Below are 17,144 nucleotides of genomic sequence, written 5' to 3' on the forward strand. Positions count from 1 at the left end.
GATCAGGCGATACGCGTCCCAAGCACCTTCAGGAAAGCCGCCAACCAGGCAGGATGCGCCGGCCACGCTGGCGCCGTCACCAGGTTGCCATCGACATGCGCCTGGTCCACCGCGATGTCGATGAACGTCCCGCCGGCCAGCCGCACCTCCGGTGCACACGCCGGGTACGCACTGCATTCGCGCCCTTCCAGCACCCCGGCCGCCGCCAGCAGTTGCGCCCCATGGCACACCGCCGCAATCGGCTTGCCCGCCTGGTCGAAGGCCCTGACCAGCGCCAGCACCCGCTCATCCAGGCGCAGGTATTCTGGCGCCCGCCCACCCGGGATGAGCAACGCGTCGTAACTTTCGGGCCGGACCTGGACGAAGTCATGGTTCAACGCAAAGTTGTGCCCAGGCTTCTCGCTGTAGGTCTGCTCGCCCTCGAAATCATGGATTGCCGTGCGCACGGTCTGCCCGGCGATTTTCTCCGGGCACACCGCGTGTACCGTATGGCCAACCATGGTCAAGGCCTGGAACGGCACCATCGCCTCGTAGTCCTCGACGTAGTCGCCCACCAGCATGAGAATCTTCTTCGCCGTCATCGCATCCACTCCTTCGGTGATAGGGGAACAGCCATTGCACGATAGTCTGCTTCAGTCGCGACGGTCGAGCAGGTTGACCACCAGCCGGTCCAGCCAGCCCCATACCCGCTGCTTGACCCGGCGCCACAACGGCCGGGCGTTCCAGTGGTCAAGGTCGACTTCTTCGCTCAAGGCGAAATCCCGTTCGAAGCTGGCCCTGACGGCTGCCGTCAGCGGCGGGTCCAGCGCCTCGACGTTGGCCTCCAGGTTGAAGCGCAGGTTCCAGTGGTCGAAATTGCACGAACCGACGCTGACCCAGTCGTCCACCAGCGCCATCTTCAGGTGCAGGAAGCATGGCTGGTATTCATAGATCCGCACACCCGCGCGCAGCAATCGGGGGTAGTAACGGTGGCCCGCATAACGCACCGAAGGGTGGTCGGTGCGTGGGCCGGTGAGCAGCAGGCGCACGTCGACGCCTTTGCCCGCAGCCCGGCGCAATGAACGGCGCACACTCCAGGTCGGCAGAAAATACGGCGTGGCCAACCACACGCGTTGCTTGCCGCTGTTGAGCGCACGCACCAGCGAATGCAGGATGTCCCGGTGCTGGCGGGCGTCGGCATAGGCTACACGGCCCATGCCCTGCCCTTGCGCCGGGATCCTCGGCAGGCGTGGCAGGCCGAAACCTTCAGGCGGGCGCCAGGCGGTGCGGCGGTTGTTGGCCTGCCACTGGCGATCGAACAGCAGTTGCCAGTCGCCCACCACCGGGCCCTGCATCTGCACCATCACCTCGTGCCACTCGCTGGTCGCCTCACCCGGCGTCCAGAACTCGTCGGTGACACCGGTACCGCCGACCACCGCCCAACGCTCGTCCACCAGCAGCAACTTGCGATGGTCGCGGTACAGGTTGCGCAGGCCGCGGCGCCAGCGCAGGCGGTTGTACCAGCGCAGGTGCACGCCGGCGTCCAGCAGGCGTTGGCGCAAGGCCGAATTGAAAGCAAGCGAGCCATAATCATCGAACAGGCAACGCACGCGCACACCGCGCCTGGCTGTCTGCTCCAGCGCCTCGACCACCGCCTCGGCGCAGGCACCGGCCTCGACCAGGTACAGCTCCAGGTCAACTTGCGTCTGCGCGTGCTCGATGCCCTGCAGCATACGCGGAAAGAATTCAGGCCCGTCGACCAGCAGCTCGAACTGATTGCCATCCCGCCAGGGGAAGACCGGCCCCGGCATGTCAGCGCGCGTTGAAGATCAGCACCGCATTGACCGGTACCGTCGGGTTGATGGACTTGAGCTTGGCGAACGTGCGCAAGGTTTCCAGGCCGGGCAGCAGGCCGAAGTCCTGGGCGCGCAATATCAATGGTTCGAGTGTTACCACCTGGAAGCGCCGTGCATCCAGGCGGGTGGCCAGCAGCAAGGCGTTGTAGCTGTGCGACTGGCCGTGCAGGGTGACGGTCAGCGGCAGGCGCAATTCAATCTGTGCACCATCGGCAAGGTCGTTGATCGGCCGCAGGTCGAGCTGGGCCTTGACCGTCGCCTCGGCAAAGCGGCCGACTTCGAACAGGTCGTCACGCATGCGCTCGTCACGCAGCGGAATACCGCTACTTACCGAGTCCATCTCGATACGCAGCCCCGCCATGCCTTTGCGGTCGACGCTGCCATGCAGCACCAGAAAACGATGGACCTCGGCCGTATCGCCGTTCTTGCCGGTGATGAATGACAGGCGTGAAGACTCGCCATCGAGGTGCCAATTGGCGTGGGCGGGCAGGCATAAAGCCAGCAGTAGAGCGGGCAAAAGACGCGGCAGCTTGAACATGACAGATCTCGTGAAACCAGACCGCCAACCTTACCCGCCCGCCTTCATGGCAGCAAGCGGCAGCCGGCCTGGGCAGACTGCCACGCCGCCGCATTGTGCTGGCCCAGGCCGGCGGCCCTGACCAGGCGCTGCTGGCGGTCCTCCTCCAGCGAGCTCAAGGGCAGCCACTGCTTCACATAACCCCGGCAATACGCCTGGTCGAAGCCCATGACAAACCGGCACGAGCAATACTCCTTGGCCGAATAGGCCGAAAGGATGCCCGGAAAATCCGCCAATGCCTGGCGCTCGAGCCAGGCCCACCCCAGCAAGGCAACAGCCACCAGCCATGCAAGGCGCTTCATGCGCCCTCCCTGGGCAACGCCGCCAGCACGCGCTTGAGCAATTCGTTATGGCTGTAGCTACCGTCGCGATCATCGCCGTAGCGGACGATGACCAGCCTGTGTCTGGGCAGTATGTACAGCGCCTGGCCCCAGTGGCCGAGGGCGGCATAGGTGTCCGCCGGCGCATCGGGCCAAGGCAGCCCGCTGCCCGCCAGTGGCAAGTTCAGCCACCAGTGGCCGCCTGGGTTGGCCTGGCCGGGCGTGGGCCGCGCCTGGCTGAACGGCGTACGGTTGAAGCTGACCCAGCTCGCCGGCAGCACCTGCCGTTCACGCCAGCGCCCTTCACGCTGCATCAACAGGCCGATACGCGCCAGGTCGCGCGCCTTGAGGTAAAGGTAGGAGGAACCGACAAAGGTGCCGCTGGCGTCACGCTCCCAGACGGCGCTGTCGATACCCAGCGGCGTGAACAGGGCCTGCCAGGGATATTCGGCATAGGCGTCGGCTGCGAGCATGCCGCGCAACGCGGCGGCCAGGATATTGCTGTCGCCACTGGAATAGAGAAATTGCTGGCCGGGTTTTTGCGCAGCACGTTGCGCGGCGGTATAGCCTGCCATGTCGTTGCGCCCACGGGTGTAGAGCATGGCGACCACCGAGGATTTCACCGGCGCGTATTCGTAGTCCTCCTGCCACGCCAGGCCACTGGCCCAGTGCAGCAGATCGGCCAGGCGCACATCGGGGTGCGCCTGCATCGGCGGGTAAAAGCGTGCTACGGGGTCGTGCAGCTGGAAGCGTCCCTCGCCCTGAGCCACACCCAGTACCGTGGCCAGCACACTCTTGCTCACCGACCAGGTGAGGTGGGCAGTGCTCGCGGTGGTGGGGGCGACGTAGCGCTCATGCAGGATGCGGCCATCACGGATGATCAGCAGGGCGTCACTGCGGATACCGTTGCGCTGGCTGGCGCTGCGTTCGGGGAAGGCATAGCTGTCGACGGCCTGCCAATCGACGCTGACGGGGTCGACCTGCCAGTCCGGTATCGGCCAGCTCTCTGCCCTGGCCGAGCTGACGGCCAACGCCAGGGCAAGCAAGCACGCCTTCATGGTGAGCGCCCCCAGGTTTCAATGGTGCCGTCAATCCTGGCAAACGCTCATGACAATCCGGCGGCGCTCCAGGCTTTTGCCAGGCGTTTTTCCCGGGCAGCGGTAGCCAGCGCCATGACCCCCTGATCCCGCTGCCAAAGCTGCGCCCACTGCTCCGGCCCCGCCATCAGCGCCTTGTCGATGGCCCCTCTCAGCTCCTGAAACTGCGCAAACAACCCGCCCAGCAGCAAATGACAACCGACGCTGTCGGCACACTGGCGACTGGCCTCGGCACAGCCCGCCAGCAAAGCGATCAGACGCAATCGCAGCGCCTGCGGCCAGTCACACTCCTGCCCCACGCCATACAGCCAGGCGGTCATGGCTGCGAGCACATACAAGTCTTCGAGCGAGCGGAACGGCCTGACGTAGGCGTCCCAGCCGTCCCCCGCCAACAGTTCGCAGGCAGCGTGCTGCAGCAGCAGCCGACCATGGCCCACCTCAGGCATCAGTGGCAGGGTCGGCAATGCCTCGAGGGTCACCCCCGCCTCCCCCGGATACACCACCGCCAAGTTGAGCCGTGGCGCTTCACCCTGCCCTTCGCTGCGCGCCGCCACCAGCAGCCATTCGGCGTCGAGCCCGGCGGTGACGAAATCCTTGCTGCCGGTGAGGCGCAAACCCTCCAGGCGTGTCTGCATGTCCGCCGGGCGCACGCTGCGCCGCTCGGTGGCGCACAGCGCGCCGAGGCTGGCCGGCGCGCTGGGCCAGAGCGCACGCAGGGCCGCCTGGTAGCCGATCAGAAAGGCGAGGCCCGGCGTGGCCATGGCGCGCCCGCCCAACACCGCCAGCTCGAAGGGCGCGACGGCGCCGAGGTGCTCGAGCTGCGCGGCATAGGTCTCGCCCAGGGTGCCGGCCAGGGGCTGGCGGAGGGGGTCGTTGAGTCGTTGTAGCCAAGCCATGGGGCGCTCCTTTGATAGGCGCTTGTCGGGGGTGTCACGCAAGCATCACCAAAGATTCACAGGGGTGACACCGCGCCTACCTAGGCTGACTTTGCACAACAAAGCCGACCGGCCGCAACCCTTCATGGCTGGCTTATGGAGACTCGCAATGACTCGGATCGCTCGCTCTGGCGACAACAGCACTGAACGCCGTCTGCAAGCCGAACGCCTGGTCGGGGCCGCAGCCCTGAAGGAAGCACAGACCCTGCGCTTCAACGTGTTCAGCGCAGAATTCAAGGCCAAGCTCAAAGGCGCCGAACAGGGCCTGGACATGGATGACTACGACGTCCACTGCCAGCACATCGGCGTACGCGACCTGAGCACCGGCGAACTGGTCGCCACCACCCGCCTGCTCGACCACCAGGCTGCCAGCAGCCTGGGGCGTTTCTACAGCGAAGAAGAGTTCAGCCTGCACGGCCTGCTGCAACTGCAAGGCCCGATACTCGAACTCGGCCGCACCTGCGTGGCCCCCGCTTACCGTAACGGTGGCACCATCGCCGTGCTCTGGGGCGAACTGGCCGAAGTACTCAACGAGGGCCGCTACAGCTACCTGATGGGCTGCGCGAGCATCCCCATGCAGGATGGCGGCGTCCAGGCCCACGCCATCATGCAACGCCTGCGCGAGCGCTACCTGTGCACCGAGCACCTGCGCGCCGAACCGAAAAACCCGCTGCCAACCCTGGCCCTGCCCAACAACGTCATCGCCGAGATGCCGCCGTTGCTCAAGGCGTACATGCGCCTGGGTGCGAAGATTTGTGGCGAGCCGTGTTGGGACAAGGACTTCCAGGTTGCCGACGTGTTCATCCTGCTCAAGCGCGACGACCTCTGCCCGCGCTACGCCCGCCACTTCAAGGCGGCGGTCTGATGCCCAGGCTGCGGGTGGTCGCCCGCCTTGCCAGGCTGTTGCTGGTGCTGCTGTTCGGCATGCTCATGGCCAGCGTGATCGCCGTCGGCGAGCGCCTGGGCGTCAACGCCCCCCTCGAACGCCGTCAACGCTGGGCGTGCTTGTTCATGAAACGCCTGGTCGCCGCCCTGCCCTTCGAGGTGCAGGTGATTGGCGAGCTGCCCAAGCGGCCCATGCTGTGGGTCAGCAACCACGTGTCCTGGGCCGATATCCCGCTACTCGGCATGCTGCGGCCGCTGTCGTTCCTGTCCAAGGCAGAGGTGCGCCACTGGCCGGTGGCCGGCTGGCTGGCGGAGAAGGCGGGCACGCTGTTCATCCGCCGCGGCGGCGGCGACAGCCAGCGCTTGCGCGAACAGATAAGCGAACAACTGGGTGATGCCCGGCCGTTGTTGATCTTCCCCGAAGGCACCACCACCGACGGGCGCCAGGTGCGCACCTTTCATGGGCGCTTGCTGGCCGGTGCCATCGATCAGGGCGCAGCGGTGCAGCCGGTGGCCATTCAATACCTGCGCAATGGCGAGGCTGACCCGCTTGCGCCGTTCATTGGTGACGATGACCTGGTGTCACACCTGATGCGCCTGTTTGCCGAGCCGCGGGGCGAAGTGTGCATTCACCTGTTGCAGCCGATCAGCAGCGCCGGCAAGGAGCGCGCGATGTTGGCGCTTCAGGCACAGCAGGCCATTCAAATGGCGTTGTTCGGGGTTGAAGAGGTTGAGGGGGGGCGGCGCCGGCAGGCGCGGGCGGCTTGAGATTTCCAGTGTCTGGGCGGGCTCTTCGCGGGCAAGCCCGCTCCTACACGTTGGGGTCTAGCCCGCCGACCTCTGCTCAGTGGCAAACACCTGCAGTTGCGGATAAAACTCACGAAAATCCGCCAGCAACGGCTCATACAAACGCTCCAGCTCGCCCATCACCCCCACCATGCCCTCTGGCCGTGACAAGCGCCGGCCAATGCCACTGAACACCTGCTCAAGCGTAGCGAAGTCGCCATACGCCCCCAGCCAGTCATCTGCCGCCATGAACGGCGCAATCCGCGCCAACCTGCCTGGCAATTCAGGCTCTGCCAGCAACACGCGGTAAAACGACCCGGTGAATTGCTCCAGCGGCTGTTCGGCATAGTCGCCCCAATGCCGCGCCAGGCAATGATCGAAGAACACATCCAGCACGATCCCGGCAAAGCGCCGCCGCTCTCGCGGAAAACGCGCCAGTGCCGCCAGCACCAGCGGGTGACGATCGGTGTAGCTGTCGATGTGCCGGTGCAGGCGGATCGCCGCCTCCAGCGCGGGCGGAAAACGCCCTTCCAGCGAGCCTTTGACGAAATCGCCATACAGGCTGCCGAGCAGTTGTTGCGGCGCGCGGCCGCCAAGGTGCAGGTGTGCGAGGTAGTTCATGAGCGCAGTCTAGCACTGCGCCTGCGTATATCGTTATAACGCGATATAGCGATTCGTGATCAGCTCAGAACCACTTCATATTTCTATATCGTGAAGTACCGATCTATATTTCGGCCTATCGCGATATGCCGCTACACCATGAGCCCAGACCATGCCTCTTGATCTCGACGAAATAATAAAAGCCCTGGCCCACCCGGTCCGACGAGAAATCCTCAACTGGCTGAAAGACCCTGCAGCGCACTTCCCCGCCCAGCATCACAGCACCGAAAACGGCGTGTGTGCCGGGCAGATCGACCAGCGCTGCGGTCTGTCGCAGTCGACCGTCTCTGCCCACCTGGCCACGCTGCAGCGCGCCGGGTTGATCAACAGCCAGAAGGTCGGCCAGTGGCACTTCTTCAAACGCAACGAAGCCACCATTCAAGCGTTCCTCGAACAACTGCGCCAAGCACTTTGACAAGGCAGGTAACCGTTATGACCACGCTTTTCGATCCGATCACACTGGGTGACGTGCAACTGCCCAACCGCATCATCATGGCCCCGCTGACACGCTGCCGCGCCGATGAAGGCCGGGTGCCCAACGCGCTGATGGCCGAGTATTACGTGCAGCGCGCCAGCGCCGGGCTGATTCTCAGCGAAGCGACTTCGGTTACCGCCATGGGTGTCGGCTACCCGGACACGCCTGGCATCTGGAACGACCAGCAAGTCCGCGGCTGGAACAATGTCACCAAGGCCGTGCATGGCGCTGGCGGGCGGATCTTCCTGCAGCTGTGGCACGTTGGCCGCATCTCGCACCCCAGCTACCTGAATGGCGAGTTGCCTGTGGCACCCAGCGCCATCCAGCCCAAGGGCCATGTCAGCCTGGTGCGCCCGATCACCGAGTACCCGACCCCGCGCGCCCTGGAAAGCGAAGAAATCGCCGACATCGTCGAGGCTTACCGCAGTGGCGCCGAGAATGCCAAGGCCGCCGGCTTCGACGGCGTGGAGATCCATGGTGCCAACGGCTATCTGCTCGACCAGTTCCTGCAGAGCAGCACCAACCAGCGTACCGACCGCTATGGTGGCTCGCTGGAGAACCGTGCACGCCTGCTGCTGGAAGTGACCGACGCGGCCATCGAGGTTTGGGGCGCAGGCCGTGTGGGCGTGCACCTGGCGCCGCGTGCCGACTCCCATGACATGGGCGACGCCAACCGTGCCGAAACCTTCACCTATGTGGCGCAGGAACTGGGCAAGCGCGGCATCGCGTTCATCTGTTCGCGGGAGAAAGAGGCCGACGACAGCATCGGTCCGCTGATCAAGGCAGCGTTCGGTGGCCCGTACATCGTCAACGAACGGTTCGACAAAGCCAGCGCCAACGCTGCATTGGCCAGTGGCAAGGCGGATGCGGTGGCATTTGGCGTGCCGTTCATTGCAAACCCGGACCTGCCGGCCCGGCTGGCGGCCGATGCGCCATTGAACCAGGCCCATCCGGAAACCTTCTACGCCAAAGGGCCGGTGGGGTACATCGACTACCCACGGCTGTGATCGAACACCCGGCCATGCCTGCAGACGCTCGCGGTCATCTGTAGGCGCGGCCTGGTGTCATGAAAGGAGGGCAAAGCCCTCCCCTGCGGCCTCAAGGCCGGGCGTTGATCTGCTGCTGCAGGTTCTGGATCTGGCTCTGCAGCGTATTGAAGTTACGCGTGGTCTGCCCACGGAACGCATCGAATTCCTGCACTGAAGCACCACCGGCCGCCGCAGCTGGGCGGTTGTCCGCCTGGCTCTTCAACACCAGCATGTCCTGTTCCAGGCTCTCGATGGCCGCTTTCTGGTTGCCTTGCTTCTTCAGCGCCGCCACCTCGTCACTCAGGCTCTTGAGCTGCCCGTCCAGCTTGCCGCCATCCACCTGGCCTGACTTCAACGCCGCCAGTTCGCCGTTCACCGCCTTCAACTGCGCCTGCAGCTGAGTCTGCAGTTCAGTCACAACTTTTTGCTGTTCGCGCGTATCGGCCAACACCTGTTCCAGGCGCTTGCCCAGATCACCTGTCTGCCCGACCACGCCCTGCTGTTGCTTGCCCTGCTCGGCCAGGCTGGCCTGCAGCTGGCGGATCTGCAGCTTCAGGGCCTCGCTGCCGGTGCTGGTCGAGGACTCGCTGGCATCGACCTTGCCGCTGATGGCCTGCAGGCGCCCCGCCGCTTCTTCGCTGATGCGTGCAAAGCTTTCCTGGGTGGCAACCAGTTGCTGCTCCATCAGCGAAATCTGCTGGAAGCTCCACCAGCCAAGCCCGGCCAAGGCAATGAAAGCGGCGCCCAGCAGCGCCCACAAAGGGCCGGTACTGGCGGGCCTGACGGCCTTCTGCCGGCTGCGCGACACGTGCGCCGGCAACAGTTCGTCATCATCAGGGGTACCGGCCCGCAGGGCTGGCACATCATCGAAATCGTCGTGGGCATCGTTGCGCATGGGTAGGTTCAACCGCGGTAGTAGCAAAAAGGCATGAGTATAAACCGCTCGCGCGGCGCACTGATGACCATCATCCCTGCCCCAGGTTCACTGGCCAAGTGGCTGGTGCTTCCACCAACCGCAAAATTCATCCAAGGCTGTCCACACGCTGACCTTGGGCTGGTAGTCCAGGTACTGCCGGGCACGGCTGATGTCCAGGGTGAAATCGCGGCTCATCACCTGCATCCCCAGGCGCGACAGGGTCGGCTGCGGTCGCCCGGGCCAGAGCATGCAGGCCGCCTCGTTCAGCGCCGCCATGCTGTAGGCCAGGCCGTAGGAGCGGTAGCGGGTCACCTGGGGCAGGTGCATCTGGCGCATCACGTAGTTGACCACGTCCCATAACGGCAACGGCTGGCCGTTGCTGATGTTGTAGGCCTGGCCCAAGGCGCGGTCCTCAGCGAACAGCGCGCTGAGCAGCGCCTCGTTGAGGTTGTGCACGCTGGTGAAATCGACCTTGTTCAGGCCGTTGCCGATGATCGCCACACGGCCCTTGCGCTGCATTTGCATCAGCCGCGGGAAGATACTGGCATCGCCGGCACCAGTAACGAAGCGCGGGCGCAGCGCCAGCACTTCCAGGCCGAACTCCTGGGCACCGAATACCTTTTGTTCGGCGAGGTACTTGGTCTGCCCATAGTGATCGTGAAAACGCCGTGGCACCTGGTCCTCGCGGATATCCAGGCGTGAGCGGCCATTGAAGTAGATCGACGGCGACGACAGGTGCACCAGGCGCCGCACGTGCTCCTTCAGGCACCCTTCGACCACGTTCTCGGTAACCACCACATTGCCCTGGTGGAAATCCTGATAGCGCCCCCAGTTGCCCACTGCACCCGCGCAGTGCACCACGGCATCGACGCCCTGGCACAGGCGCCGGGCCAATTCGGCGTCACCCAGGTCGCCAGGGATGAACTGCGCGCCGCGCTTGACCAGGTGCTCGACCCCCTCGGCGCGCCGGCCGCTGACCCGCACGTCCAGGCCCTGCTCCAGGGCAAAGCGCGCAAAGCGCCCGCCAATGAAGCCGCTCGCGCCAGTGACCAGAATTTGCATGTAACACCCCGCCTCAGATTTCAGATGCAACAGACGCCGGCCACCTTTACAACGGCACCAGCCAATGCCGTGCCGTGTGCCGCAAGTGTTCGGTCAGTTGCGCGAGCAGATGCCCGCCATTGCGCCAATGATGCCAGTACAGCGGCACATCGATAGGGGTATCGGCACATATTTCCACCAGTTTGCCATCCGCCAACTGTTCACGGGCCTGTAGCTCCGGCACCAAGCCCCAGCCCAGGCCTGCTTCAGTCATGCGCAAAAAGCCTTCGGACGACGGGCACAGGTGGTGCAGGAAACCGCCATCGATGCCCAGCGACGCCAGGTAACGGTGCTGCAGGAAATCATCCGGGCCATACACGATGGCCGGTGTACGCGCCAGGCGCTTGGCATCGAACCCCTGCGCAAAATACCGCGCCATGAACGCCGGGCTGGCCAGCGCCCGATAGCGCATGGCGCCAAGCGGCAGGCTGCGGGCACCGGCCACCGGCCGCTCGCTGCCGCACAGGCAGGCCGCCACCTCGCCAGCGCGCATGCGTTTGAGGCCGACCTCCTGGTCTTCCACCACCAGGTCGGTGAGCACCTGCTGCTCGGCGCAGAACGTGCCCACCGCGCCCGCCCACCAGGTGGCCAGGCTGTCGGCGTTGAGGGCGATGCGCAGGCGCTCCGGCAGGCCCTCCTCGTCCAGGGCCGGCACCTGGCGTTGCAGGTCGCGCTCAAGCAACCGCACCTGCTGCACATGGTTGAGCAACTGCCGGCCGACCTCGGTGGGGCTCGGTGGCGTGGCGCGCACCAGTACTGGCTGGCCAACCCGCGCTTCGAGCAACTTGATACGTTGCGAGATTGCCGATTGCGAAAGCCCGAGTACCTGCGCGGCCCGCTCGAACCCACCTTGCTCGATGACCGCCGCAAGGGCAGCCAGCAGCTTGTAGTCGAACATCGATTTTCCTAATGAGGGATCAGCTTTATTTGTTTTTCTTATACAGGGCAGAGAACCACAATAGCCAGCATCTTCTTCTGAACCTTCCCTGGAGCCTGCCATGTGGCAAAGCTATCTGAACGGCATGCTGGTGGCCTTCGGCCTGATCATGGCCATCGGCGCACAGAACGCCTTTGTTTTGGCACAGAGCCTGCGCCGTGAGCATCACCTGCCGGTGGCGGCGCTGTGCATCGTCTGTGACGCCCTGCTGGTAGCTGCCGGCGTGTTCGGCCTGGCAACGGTGCTGGCGCATAACCCGACCTTGCTGGCTGTCGCCCGCTGGGGTGGCGCAGTGTTTCTGATCTGGTACGGCGCCAAAGCACTGCGCAGCGCCTGTTCCAAACAGAGCCTGCAGCACCAGCAAGGCCAAGGCATGCGCTCGCGCCGTGCGGTGCTGCTCAGCGCCCTGGCGGTGACCCTGCTCAACCCGCATGTCTACCTCGACACCGTGCTGCTGATCGGTTCGCTCGGTGCCCAGCAGACCGTGCCCGGGGCGTATGTGGCCGGGGCCGCCAGTGCATCGCTGGTGTGGTTTTCGACCTTGGCGATCGGTGCCGCGTGGCTGGCGCCCTGGCTGGCCCGCCCGGCGACCTGGAGGATGCTCGACCTGATGGTGGCGGTGATGATGTTCGCCGTGGCGGCGCAGCTGATCTTCAATTGACGCCCACCCGTCGGCGCCGGCCAAGCGCTCTGGAACCTCTATTCCCTATCTTTGTTGCGTGGTTATGCGCCGGGGCTGGTGCTATGATCCAGCCCTTGCGTCGCAAAGAGTACAAACTCGCCGACGCACATAGGGCCGCCCGTGATCGGCCCTGCGCAAACCGCGAACTAGACCTGAATCAGGAGATCCACCATGGCTTTTGAATTGCCGCCGCTGCCGTACGCCCACGATGCCCTGCAGCCGCACATCTCCAAGGAAACCCTGGAGTATCACCACGACAAGCACCACAACACCTATGTCGTGAACCTGAACAACCTGGTCCCAGGCACCGAATTCGAAGGCAAGAGCCTGGAAGAGATCGTCAAGAGCTCTTCGGGCGGCATCTTCAACAACGCCGCTCAAGTCTGGAACCACACCTTCTACTGGAACTGCCTGTCGCCAAACGGCGGTGGCCAGCCTACCGGTGCCCTGGCTGAAGCCATCAACGCCGCGTTCGGTTCCTTCGACAAGTTCAAGGAAGAGTTCACCAAGACTTCGGTTGGCACTTTCGGTTCCGGCTGGGGCTGGCTGGTGAAGAAAGCCGACGGCTCCCTGGCCCTGGCCAGCACCATTGGCGCCGGCTGCCCGCTGACCAGCGGCGACACCCCGCTGCTGACCTGCGACGTCTGGGAACACGCCTACTACATCGACTACCGCAACCTGCGTCCGAAGTACGTCGAGGCATTCTGGAACCTGGTCAACTGGGCCTTCGTTGCCGAACAGTTCGAAGGCAAGACCTTCAAGGCCTGATGACTCACGCCCTGAACAAAACCCGGCCATGTGCCGGGTTTTTTTATGCCTCAAGGGGCCAATCGACAGTTTTCCGCGCACCTCTTGCTCACCCCGTATAGCGCGCTAACATCAAACGTCTGGAAGTTCGCTAAGCGCGCTCAAGTTGCAGGGTCAGGCAACCGATACACTGCTCAGGACAGCCCTACCGGCCGATAGTGTATTGCCAACGTTAATGGCAAAATGATGCCATGCGCATGGATTAAGGAAACCCCATTGAAGCTGGAATTGCGGAACAGCTTATCGGTCAAGTTGCTCAGGGTCGTGCTCCTGTCGGCGCTGGCGGTCGGCGTTGTCCTCAGCTGCGCGCAGATCGTCTACGACACCTACAAGACCCGCCAGGCCGTCAACAATGACGCCCAGCGCATCCTCGACATGTTCCGCGACCCTTCAACCCAGGCGGTCTACAGCCTCGACCGGGAAATGGGCATGCAGGTGATGGAAGGCCTGTTCCAGGATGAATCGGTACGCCAGGCCTCGATCGGCCACCCCAACGAAACCATGCTGGCAGAAAAGTCCCGCCCGCTGCAGGACTCGCCCATGCGCTGGCTGACCGACCTGATCCTCGGCCAGGAACGCACCTACACCACCCAGCTGGTCGGCCGCGGCCCGTACAGTGAGTATTACGGTGACCTGAGCATTACCCTCGATACGGCCGCCTACGGTGAAGGCTTTTTGGTCAACGCCATCATCATTTTCATTTCCGGCGTGCTGCGCGCCCTGGCCATGGGCCTGGTGCTGTACCTGGTCTACCACTGGCTGCTGACCAAGCCGCTGTCGAAGATCATCGAGCACCTCACCCAGATCAACCCCGACCGCCCCAGCCAGCACCAGATTCCCCTGCTCAAAGGCCATGAGAAGAACGAGCTGGGCATCTGGGTGAACACCGCCAACCAGCTGCTGGCCTCGATCGAGCGCAACACTCACCTGCGCCACGAAGCCGAGAACAGCCTGCAGCGCATGGCCCAGTATGACTTTCTCACCGGCCTGCCGAACCGCCAGCAGTTGCAGGCGCAGTTGGACAAGATCCTGGTCGATGGCGGCCGGCTGCAGCACCGCGTCGCCGTGTTGTGCGTGGGGCTGGACGATTTCAAAGGCATCAACGAGCAGTTCAGCTACCAGGTCGGCGACCAGTTGCTGCTGGCCCTGGCCGACCGCCTGCGCGCCCACAGTGGCCGGTTGGGCGCGTTGGCGCGACTGGGCGGCGATCAGTTCGCCCTGGTCCAGGCCAACATCGAACAGCCCTACGAAGCCGCGGAGCTGGCCCAGAGCATCCTCGACGACCTGGAAGCGCCATTCGGCCTCGGCCACCAGCAGATCCGCCTGCGCGCCACCATCGGCATCACCCTGTTCCCCGAAGACGGCGACAGCACCGAGAAGCTGCTGCAAAAGGCCGAGCAGACCATGACCCTGGCCAAAGCTCGCTCGCGCAACCGTTACCAGTTCTACATCGCCAGCGTCGATAGCGAGATGCGCCGCCGCCGCGAGCTGGAAAAGGACCTGCGCGAAGCCCTGCCGCGCAACCAGCTGTACCTCGTCTACCAGCCGCAGATCAGCTACCGCGACCACCGCGTGGTGGGGGTCGAGGCGTTGCTGCGCTGGCAGCACCCGGAGCTGGGCATGGTGCCGCCGGACCAGTTCATCCCGCTGGCCGAACAGAACGGCTACATCATTACCATCGGCGAATGGGTGCTCGACCAGGCCTGCCGGCAACTGCGCGAATGGCACGACCTGGGCTTCAGCGAACTGCGCATGGCGGTCAACCTGTCCACCGTGCAGTTGCACCACAACGAACTGCCGCGGGTGGTCAACAACCTGCTGCAGGCGTACCGCCTGCCCCCGCGCAGCCTGGAGCTGGAAGTGACCGAGACCGGCCTGATGGAGGACATCAGCACCGCCGCGCAACACCTGCTGAGCCTGCGCCGCTCAGGGGCGATGATCGCCATCGACGACTTCGGTACCGGCTACTCGTCGCTGAGCTACCTGAAGTCGCTGCCGCTGGACAAGATCAAGATCGACAAGAGCTTCGTCCAGGACCTGCTCGACGACGACGACGATGCCACCATCGTGCGGGCGATCATCCAGCTGGGCAAAAGCCTGGGCATGCAGGTGATCGCCGAAGGCGTGGAAACCGCCGAACAGGAAACCTACATCATCGCCCAGGGCTGCCACGAAGGTCAGGGTTACCACTACAGCAAGCCGCTGTCGGCGCGCGAGCTGACCAGTTACCTGCGCCAGGCGCAGCGCAATCAGGTTTCCGCCTTCTGACCCCTGCCGTTGCGGGTTACAAGCCGTGACCTGCATTTACATGAATTGCGCCGTCGCCCCTTTACAGCAAATGCAAATCTTTCGCATGATGTGGCGGTTTTACGTGCCACGGCGCACTGTCCAACCACACGACGCAGGGAAACCAATAATGATTCGAATGCCTCTGGCCTCCGCCAGTCTGCTGGCCATCGCCATCGCTCTCGCCGGTTGCGGTGAAGGCAAGGACGACAAGGCTGCCGCTCCGCAAGCTCAGGCACCTGCTGCCGCCAGCACCACCGCTGCGGCGCCCGGGGCTGTCGACGAAGCGGCCGGCAAAGCCGTGGTCAAGCATTACGCCGACATGGTCTACGCCGTGTACAGCGACTCGCTGAGCACCGCCAAGACTCTGCAGACCGCCATCGACGCGTTCCTGGCAACCCCCAACGACGACACCCTGAAAGCCGCCAAGGCTGCCTGGGCCGCCGCACGTGTACCTTACCTGCAGAGCGAAGCCTTCCGCTTCGGCAACACCATCATCGACGACTGGGAAGGCCAGGTGAACGCCTGGCCCCTGGACGAGGGCCTGATCGACTACGTCGACAAGAGCTACGAGCACGCCCTGGGCAACCCGGCCGCCGGCGCCAACATCATCGCCAACACCGAGATTCAGGTGGGCGAAGAAAAAATCGACGTCAAGGACATCACCCCTGAGAAACTGGCCAGCCTGAACGAGCTGGGCGGTTCCGAAGCCAACGTCGCCACGGGCTACCACGCCATCGAGTTCCTGCTCTGGGGCCAGGACCTCAACGGCACCGGCCCTGGCGCGGGCAACCGCCCAGCCTCCGACTACCTCGAAGGCAAAGGTGCCACCGGCGGCCACAACGACCGCCGCCGCGCCTACCTGAAGTCGGTCACCGAGCTGCTGGTCAAAGACCTCGAAGAGATGGTCGGCAACTGGGCACCGAACGTCGCCGACAACTACCGCGCCACCCTGGAAGCCGAGCCGGTCAACGACGGCCTGCGCAAGATGCTGTTCGGCATGGGCAGCCTGTCGCTGGGCGAACTGGCCGGCGAGCGCATGAAGGTCTCGCTGGAAGCCAACTCGCCGGAAGACGAGCAGGACTGCTTCAGCGACAACACCCACTACTCGCACTTCTACGACGCCAAGGGCATCCGCAACGTCTATTTGGGCGAGTACACCCGCGCCGACGGCAGCAAACTGACCGGCCCAAGCCTGTCGTCCCTGGTGGCCAAGGCCGACCCGGCCGCCGACGCGACCCTCAAGGCCGACCTGGAAGCCACCGAGGCGAAGATCCAGGTGATCGTCGACCACGCGCTCAAAGGCGAGCACTACGACCAGCTGATCGCTGCCGACAATGCGGCCGGCAACCAGATCGTGCGTGATGCCATCGCCTCCCTGGTCAAGCAGACCGGTGCGATCGAGCAGGCTGCGGGCAAGCTGGGCATTGCCAACCTGAGCCCGGACACGGCCGATCACGAGTTCTGATTGGCAACATGGTGTGCTGAAAGAGGCGACCTTCGGGTCGCCTTTTTTCTGCCCGGGCGCCTTCGGCCGTGAGCACCGGGGAGTAACTGTGGGAGATTACCCAGCCTTTCGGGCTGCGTTGTCGCGCAGAGAACAAAGCCTGCGAGCGCGCCGCATACCCTGTGGGAGCGGCTTCAGCCGCGAAGCAGGCGCCGCGGTGGATGGCACCGGCTTCGCCGGTGATCGCGGCTGAAGCCGCTCCTTGTATCTCGACTTTCGCCTCCCAAGAGGCGAAAGTTCTCGACTGATCATCGAGGGAAGGTCTTGAAGCGGAGCCGCTCCTAGGGCATCGAGCCCGTACTGTAGATGA

The 17,144-nt window shown here is 64.3% G+C and carries 18 protein-coding genes; 8 read left to right on the forward strand and 10 right to left on the reverse strand.

The genetic code is table 11. The features are described from left to right. Positions 1 to 2 precede the first annotated feature (2 nt). From ABEH27_RS16085 to ABEH27_RS16110, 6 genes are read right to left on the reverse strand one after another with little or no spacing between them, the layout of a single operon-like run. Positions 3 to 581 (reverse strand): DJ-1/PfpI family protein, encoded by a 579-nt coding sequence (locus tag ABEH27_RS16085; protein WP_346614549.1) that lies wholly within the window; start codon positions 579 to 581, stop codon positions 3 to 5. 51 nt (positions 582 to 632) lie between these two features. Continuing rightward, positions 633 to 1,790: a phosphatidylserine/phosphatidylglycerophosphate/cardiolipin synthase family protein gene (locus ABEH27_RS16090; RefSeq protein WP_346614550.1), complete on the reverse strand. Its 1,158-nt coding sequence runs from the start codon at positions 1,788 to 1,790 to the stop codon at positions 633 to 635. Position 1,791: 1 nt separating this feature from the next. Next, complete coding sequence (locus ABEH27_RS16095) at positions 1,792 to 2,373, reverse strand: YceI family protein (RefSeq protein WP_346614551.1); 582 nt, start codon at positions 2,371 to 2,373, stop codon at positions 1,792 to 1,794. A 44-nt stretch (positions 2,374 to 2,417) separates the two neighbouring features. Further along, a complete protein-coding gene (locus tag ABEH27_RS16100; protein ID WP_346614552.1) occupies positions 2,418 to 2,714 on the reverse strand; it encodes an amidase in 297 nt (98 codons plus the stop codon). Then, positions 2,711 to 3,790 (reverse strand): serine hydrolase, encoded by a 1,080-nt coding sequence (locus ABEH27_RS16105; protein ID WP_346614553.1) that lies wholly within the window; start codon positions 3,788 to 3,790, stop codon positions 2,711 to 2,713. The genes ABEH27_RS16100 and ABEH27_RS16105 overlap by 4 nt, the downstream gene beginning before the upstream one ends. 47 nt (positions 3,791 to 3,837) lie before the next feature. Continuing rightward, positions 3,838 to 4,725 carry an acyl-CoA dehydrogenase gene (locus ABEH27_RS16110; protein WP_346614554.1) on the reverse strand — a complete coding sequence of 296 codons (888 nt, stop codon included), beginning with the start codon at positions 4,723 to 4,725 and terminating at the stop codon, positions 3,838 to 3,840. Positions 4,726 to 4,873: 148 nt separating this feature from the next. Here ABEH27_RS16110 and olsB point away from each other — a divergent pair, with 148 nt between their 5' ends. After that, the gene (gene olsB, locus ABEH27_RS16115; RefSeq protein ID WP_346614555.1) at positions 4,874 to 5,629 is read left to right on the forward strand and encodes an L-ornithine N(alpha)-acyltransferase; all 756 of its coding nucleotides are present in this window, start codon (positions 4,874 to 4,876) and stop codon (positions 5,627 to 5,629) included. After that, positions 5,629 to 6,417 (forward strand): lysophospholipid acyltransferase family protein, encoded by a 789-nt coding sequence (locus ABEH27_RS16120; protein ID WP_346614556.1) that lies wholly within the window; start codon positions 5,629 to 5,631, stop codon positions 6,415 to 6,417. Before olsB ends, ABEH27_RS16120 begins: the two co-directional genes overlap by 1 nt. 57 nt (positions 6,418 to 6,474) lie before the next feature. Here the strand turns inward: ABEH27_RS16120 and ABEH27_RS16125 are convergent, their stop codons facing one another. Continuing rightward, complete coding sequence (locus ABEH27_RS16125; protein WP_346614557.1) at positions 6,475 to 7,056, reverse strand: ACP phosphodiesterase; 582 nt, start codon at positions 7,054 to 7,056, stop codon at positions 6,475 to 6,477. Positions 7,057 to 7,207: 151 nt separating this feature from the next. Here ABEH27_RS16125 and ABEH27_RS16130 point away from each other — a divergent pair, with 151 nt between their 5' ends. Then, positions 7,208 to 7,510, forward strand: coding sequence for a helix-turn-helix transcriptional regulator (locus ABEH27_RS16130; RefSeq protein WP_346614558.1), 303 nt, complete (start codon positions 7,208 to 7,210; stop codon positions 7,508 to 7,510). Positions 7,511 to 7,527: 17 nt separating this feature from the next. After that, on the forward strand, positions 7,528 to 8,577 hold the full coding sequence (locus tag ABEH27_RS16135; RefSeq protein ID WP_346614559.1) for an alkene reductase: 1,050 nt from the start codon (positions 7,528 to 7,530) through the stop codon (positions 8,575 to 8,577). 91 nt (positions 8,578 to 8,668) lie between these two features. Here ABEH27_RS16135 and ABEH27_RS16140 read toward each other — a convergent pair whose 3' ends face one another. The 3 genes from ABEH27_RS16140 to ABEH27_RS16150 form a co-directional block, all read right to left on the reverse strand. After that, positions 8,669 to 9,493 carry an ATPase gene (locus ABEH27_RS16140; RefSeq protein ID WP_346614560.1) on the reverse strand — a complete coding sequence of 275 codons (825 nt, stop codon included), beginning with the start codon at positions 9,491 to 9,493 and terminating at the stop codon, positions 8,669 to 8,671. Between the two features lie 87 nt (positions 9,494 to 9,580). Beyond that, positions 9,581 to 10,576, reverse strand: a complete 996-nt coding sequence (locus ABEH27_RS16145) for an NAD(P)-dependent oxidoreductase (protein ID WP_346614561.1) — start codon at positions 10,574 to 10,576, stop codon at positions 9,581 to 9,583. A 46-nt stretch (positions 10,577 to 10,622) separates the two neighbouring features. Further along, positions 10,623 to 11,513: a LysR family transcriptional regulator ArgP gene (locus tag ABEH27_RS16150; RefSeq protein ID WP_346614562.1), complete on the reverse strand. Its 891-nt coding sequence runs from the start codon at positions 11,511 to 11,513 to the stop codon at positions 10,623 to 10,625. Positions 11,514 to 11,613: 100 nt separating this feature from the next. On the opposite strand from ABEH27_RS16150, the gene ABEH27_RS16155 reads away from it, so the two are divergent. From ABEH27_RS16155 to ABEH27_RS16170, 4 genes are all read left to right on the forward strand, one after another. Beyond that, entirely contained in the window at positions 11,614 to 12,213 is a 600-nt protein-coding gene (locus ABEH27_RS16155) for a LysE/ArgO family amino acid transporter (RefSeq protein WP_346614563.1), read from the forward strand. Positions 12,214 to 12,405: 192 nt separating this feature from the next. Then, positions 12,406 to 13,002 carry a Fe-Mn family superoxide dismutase gene (locus ABEH27_RS16160; RefSeq protein WP_346614564.1) on the forward strand — a complete coding sequence of 199 codons (597 nt, stop codon included), beginning with the start codon at positions 12,406 to 12,408 and terminating at the stop codon, positions 13,000 to 13,002. A gap of 255 nt (positions 13,003 to 13,257) precedes the next feature. Continuing rightward, positions 13,258 to 15,309 carry an EAL domain-containing protein gene (locus ABEH27_RS16165; RefSeq protein ID WP_346614565.1) on the forward strand — a complete coding sequence of 684 codons (2,052 nt, stop codon included), beginning with the start codon at positions 13,258 to 13,260 and terminating at the stop codon, positions 15,307 to 15,309. Positions 15,310 to 15,457: 148 nt separating this feature from the next. Further along, positions 15,458 to 16,795, forward strand: coding sequence for an imelysin family protein (locus tag ABEH27_RS16170; RefSeq protein ID WP_346614566.1), 1,338 nt, complete (start codon positions 15,458 to 15,460; stop codon positions 16,793 to 16,795). Positions 16,796 to 17,144 lie beyond the last annotated feature (349 nt).

The organism is Pseudomonas sp. P39-UII1, assembly GCF_039672635.1.
Taxonomy (GTDB): domain Bacteria; phylum Pseudomonadota; class Gammaproteobacteria; order Pseudomonadales; family Pseudomonadaceae; genus Aquipseudomonas.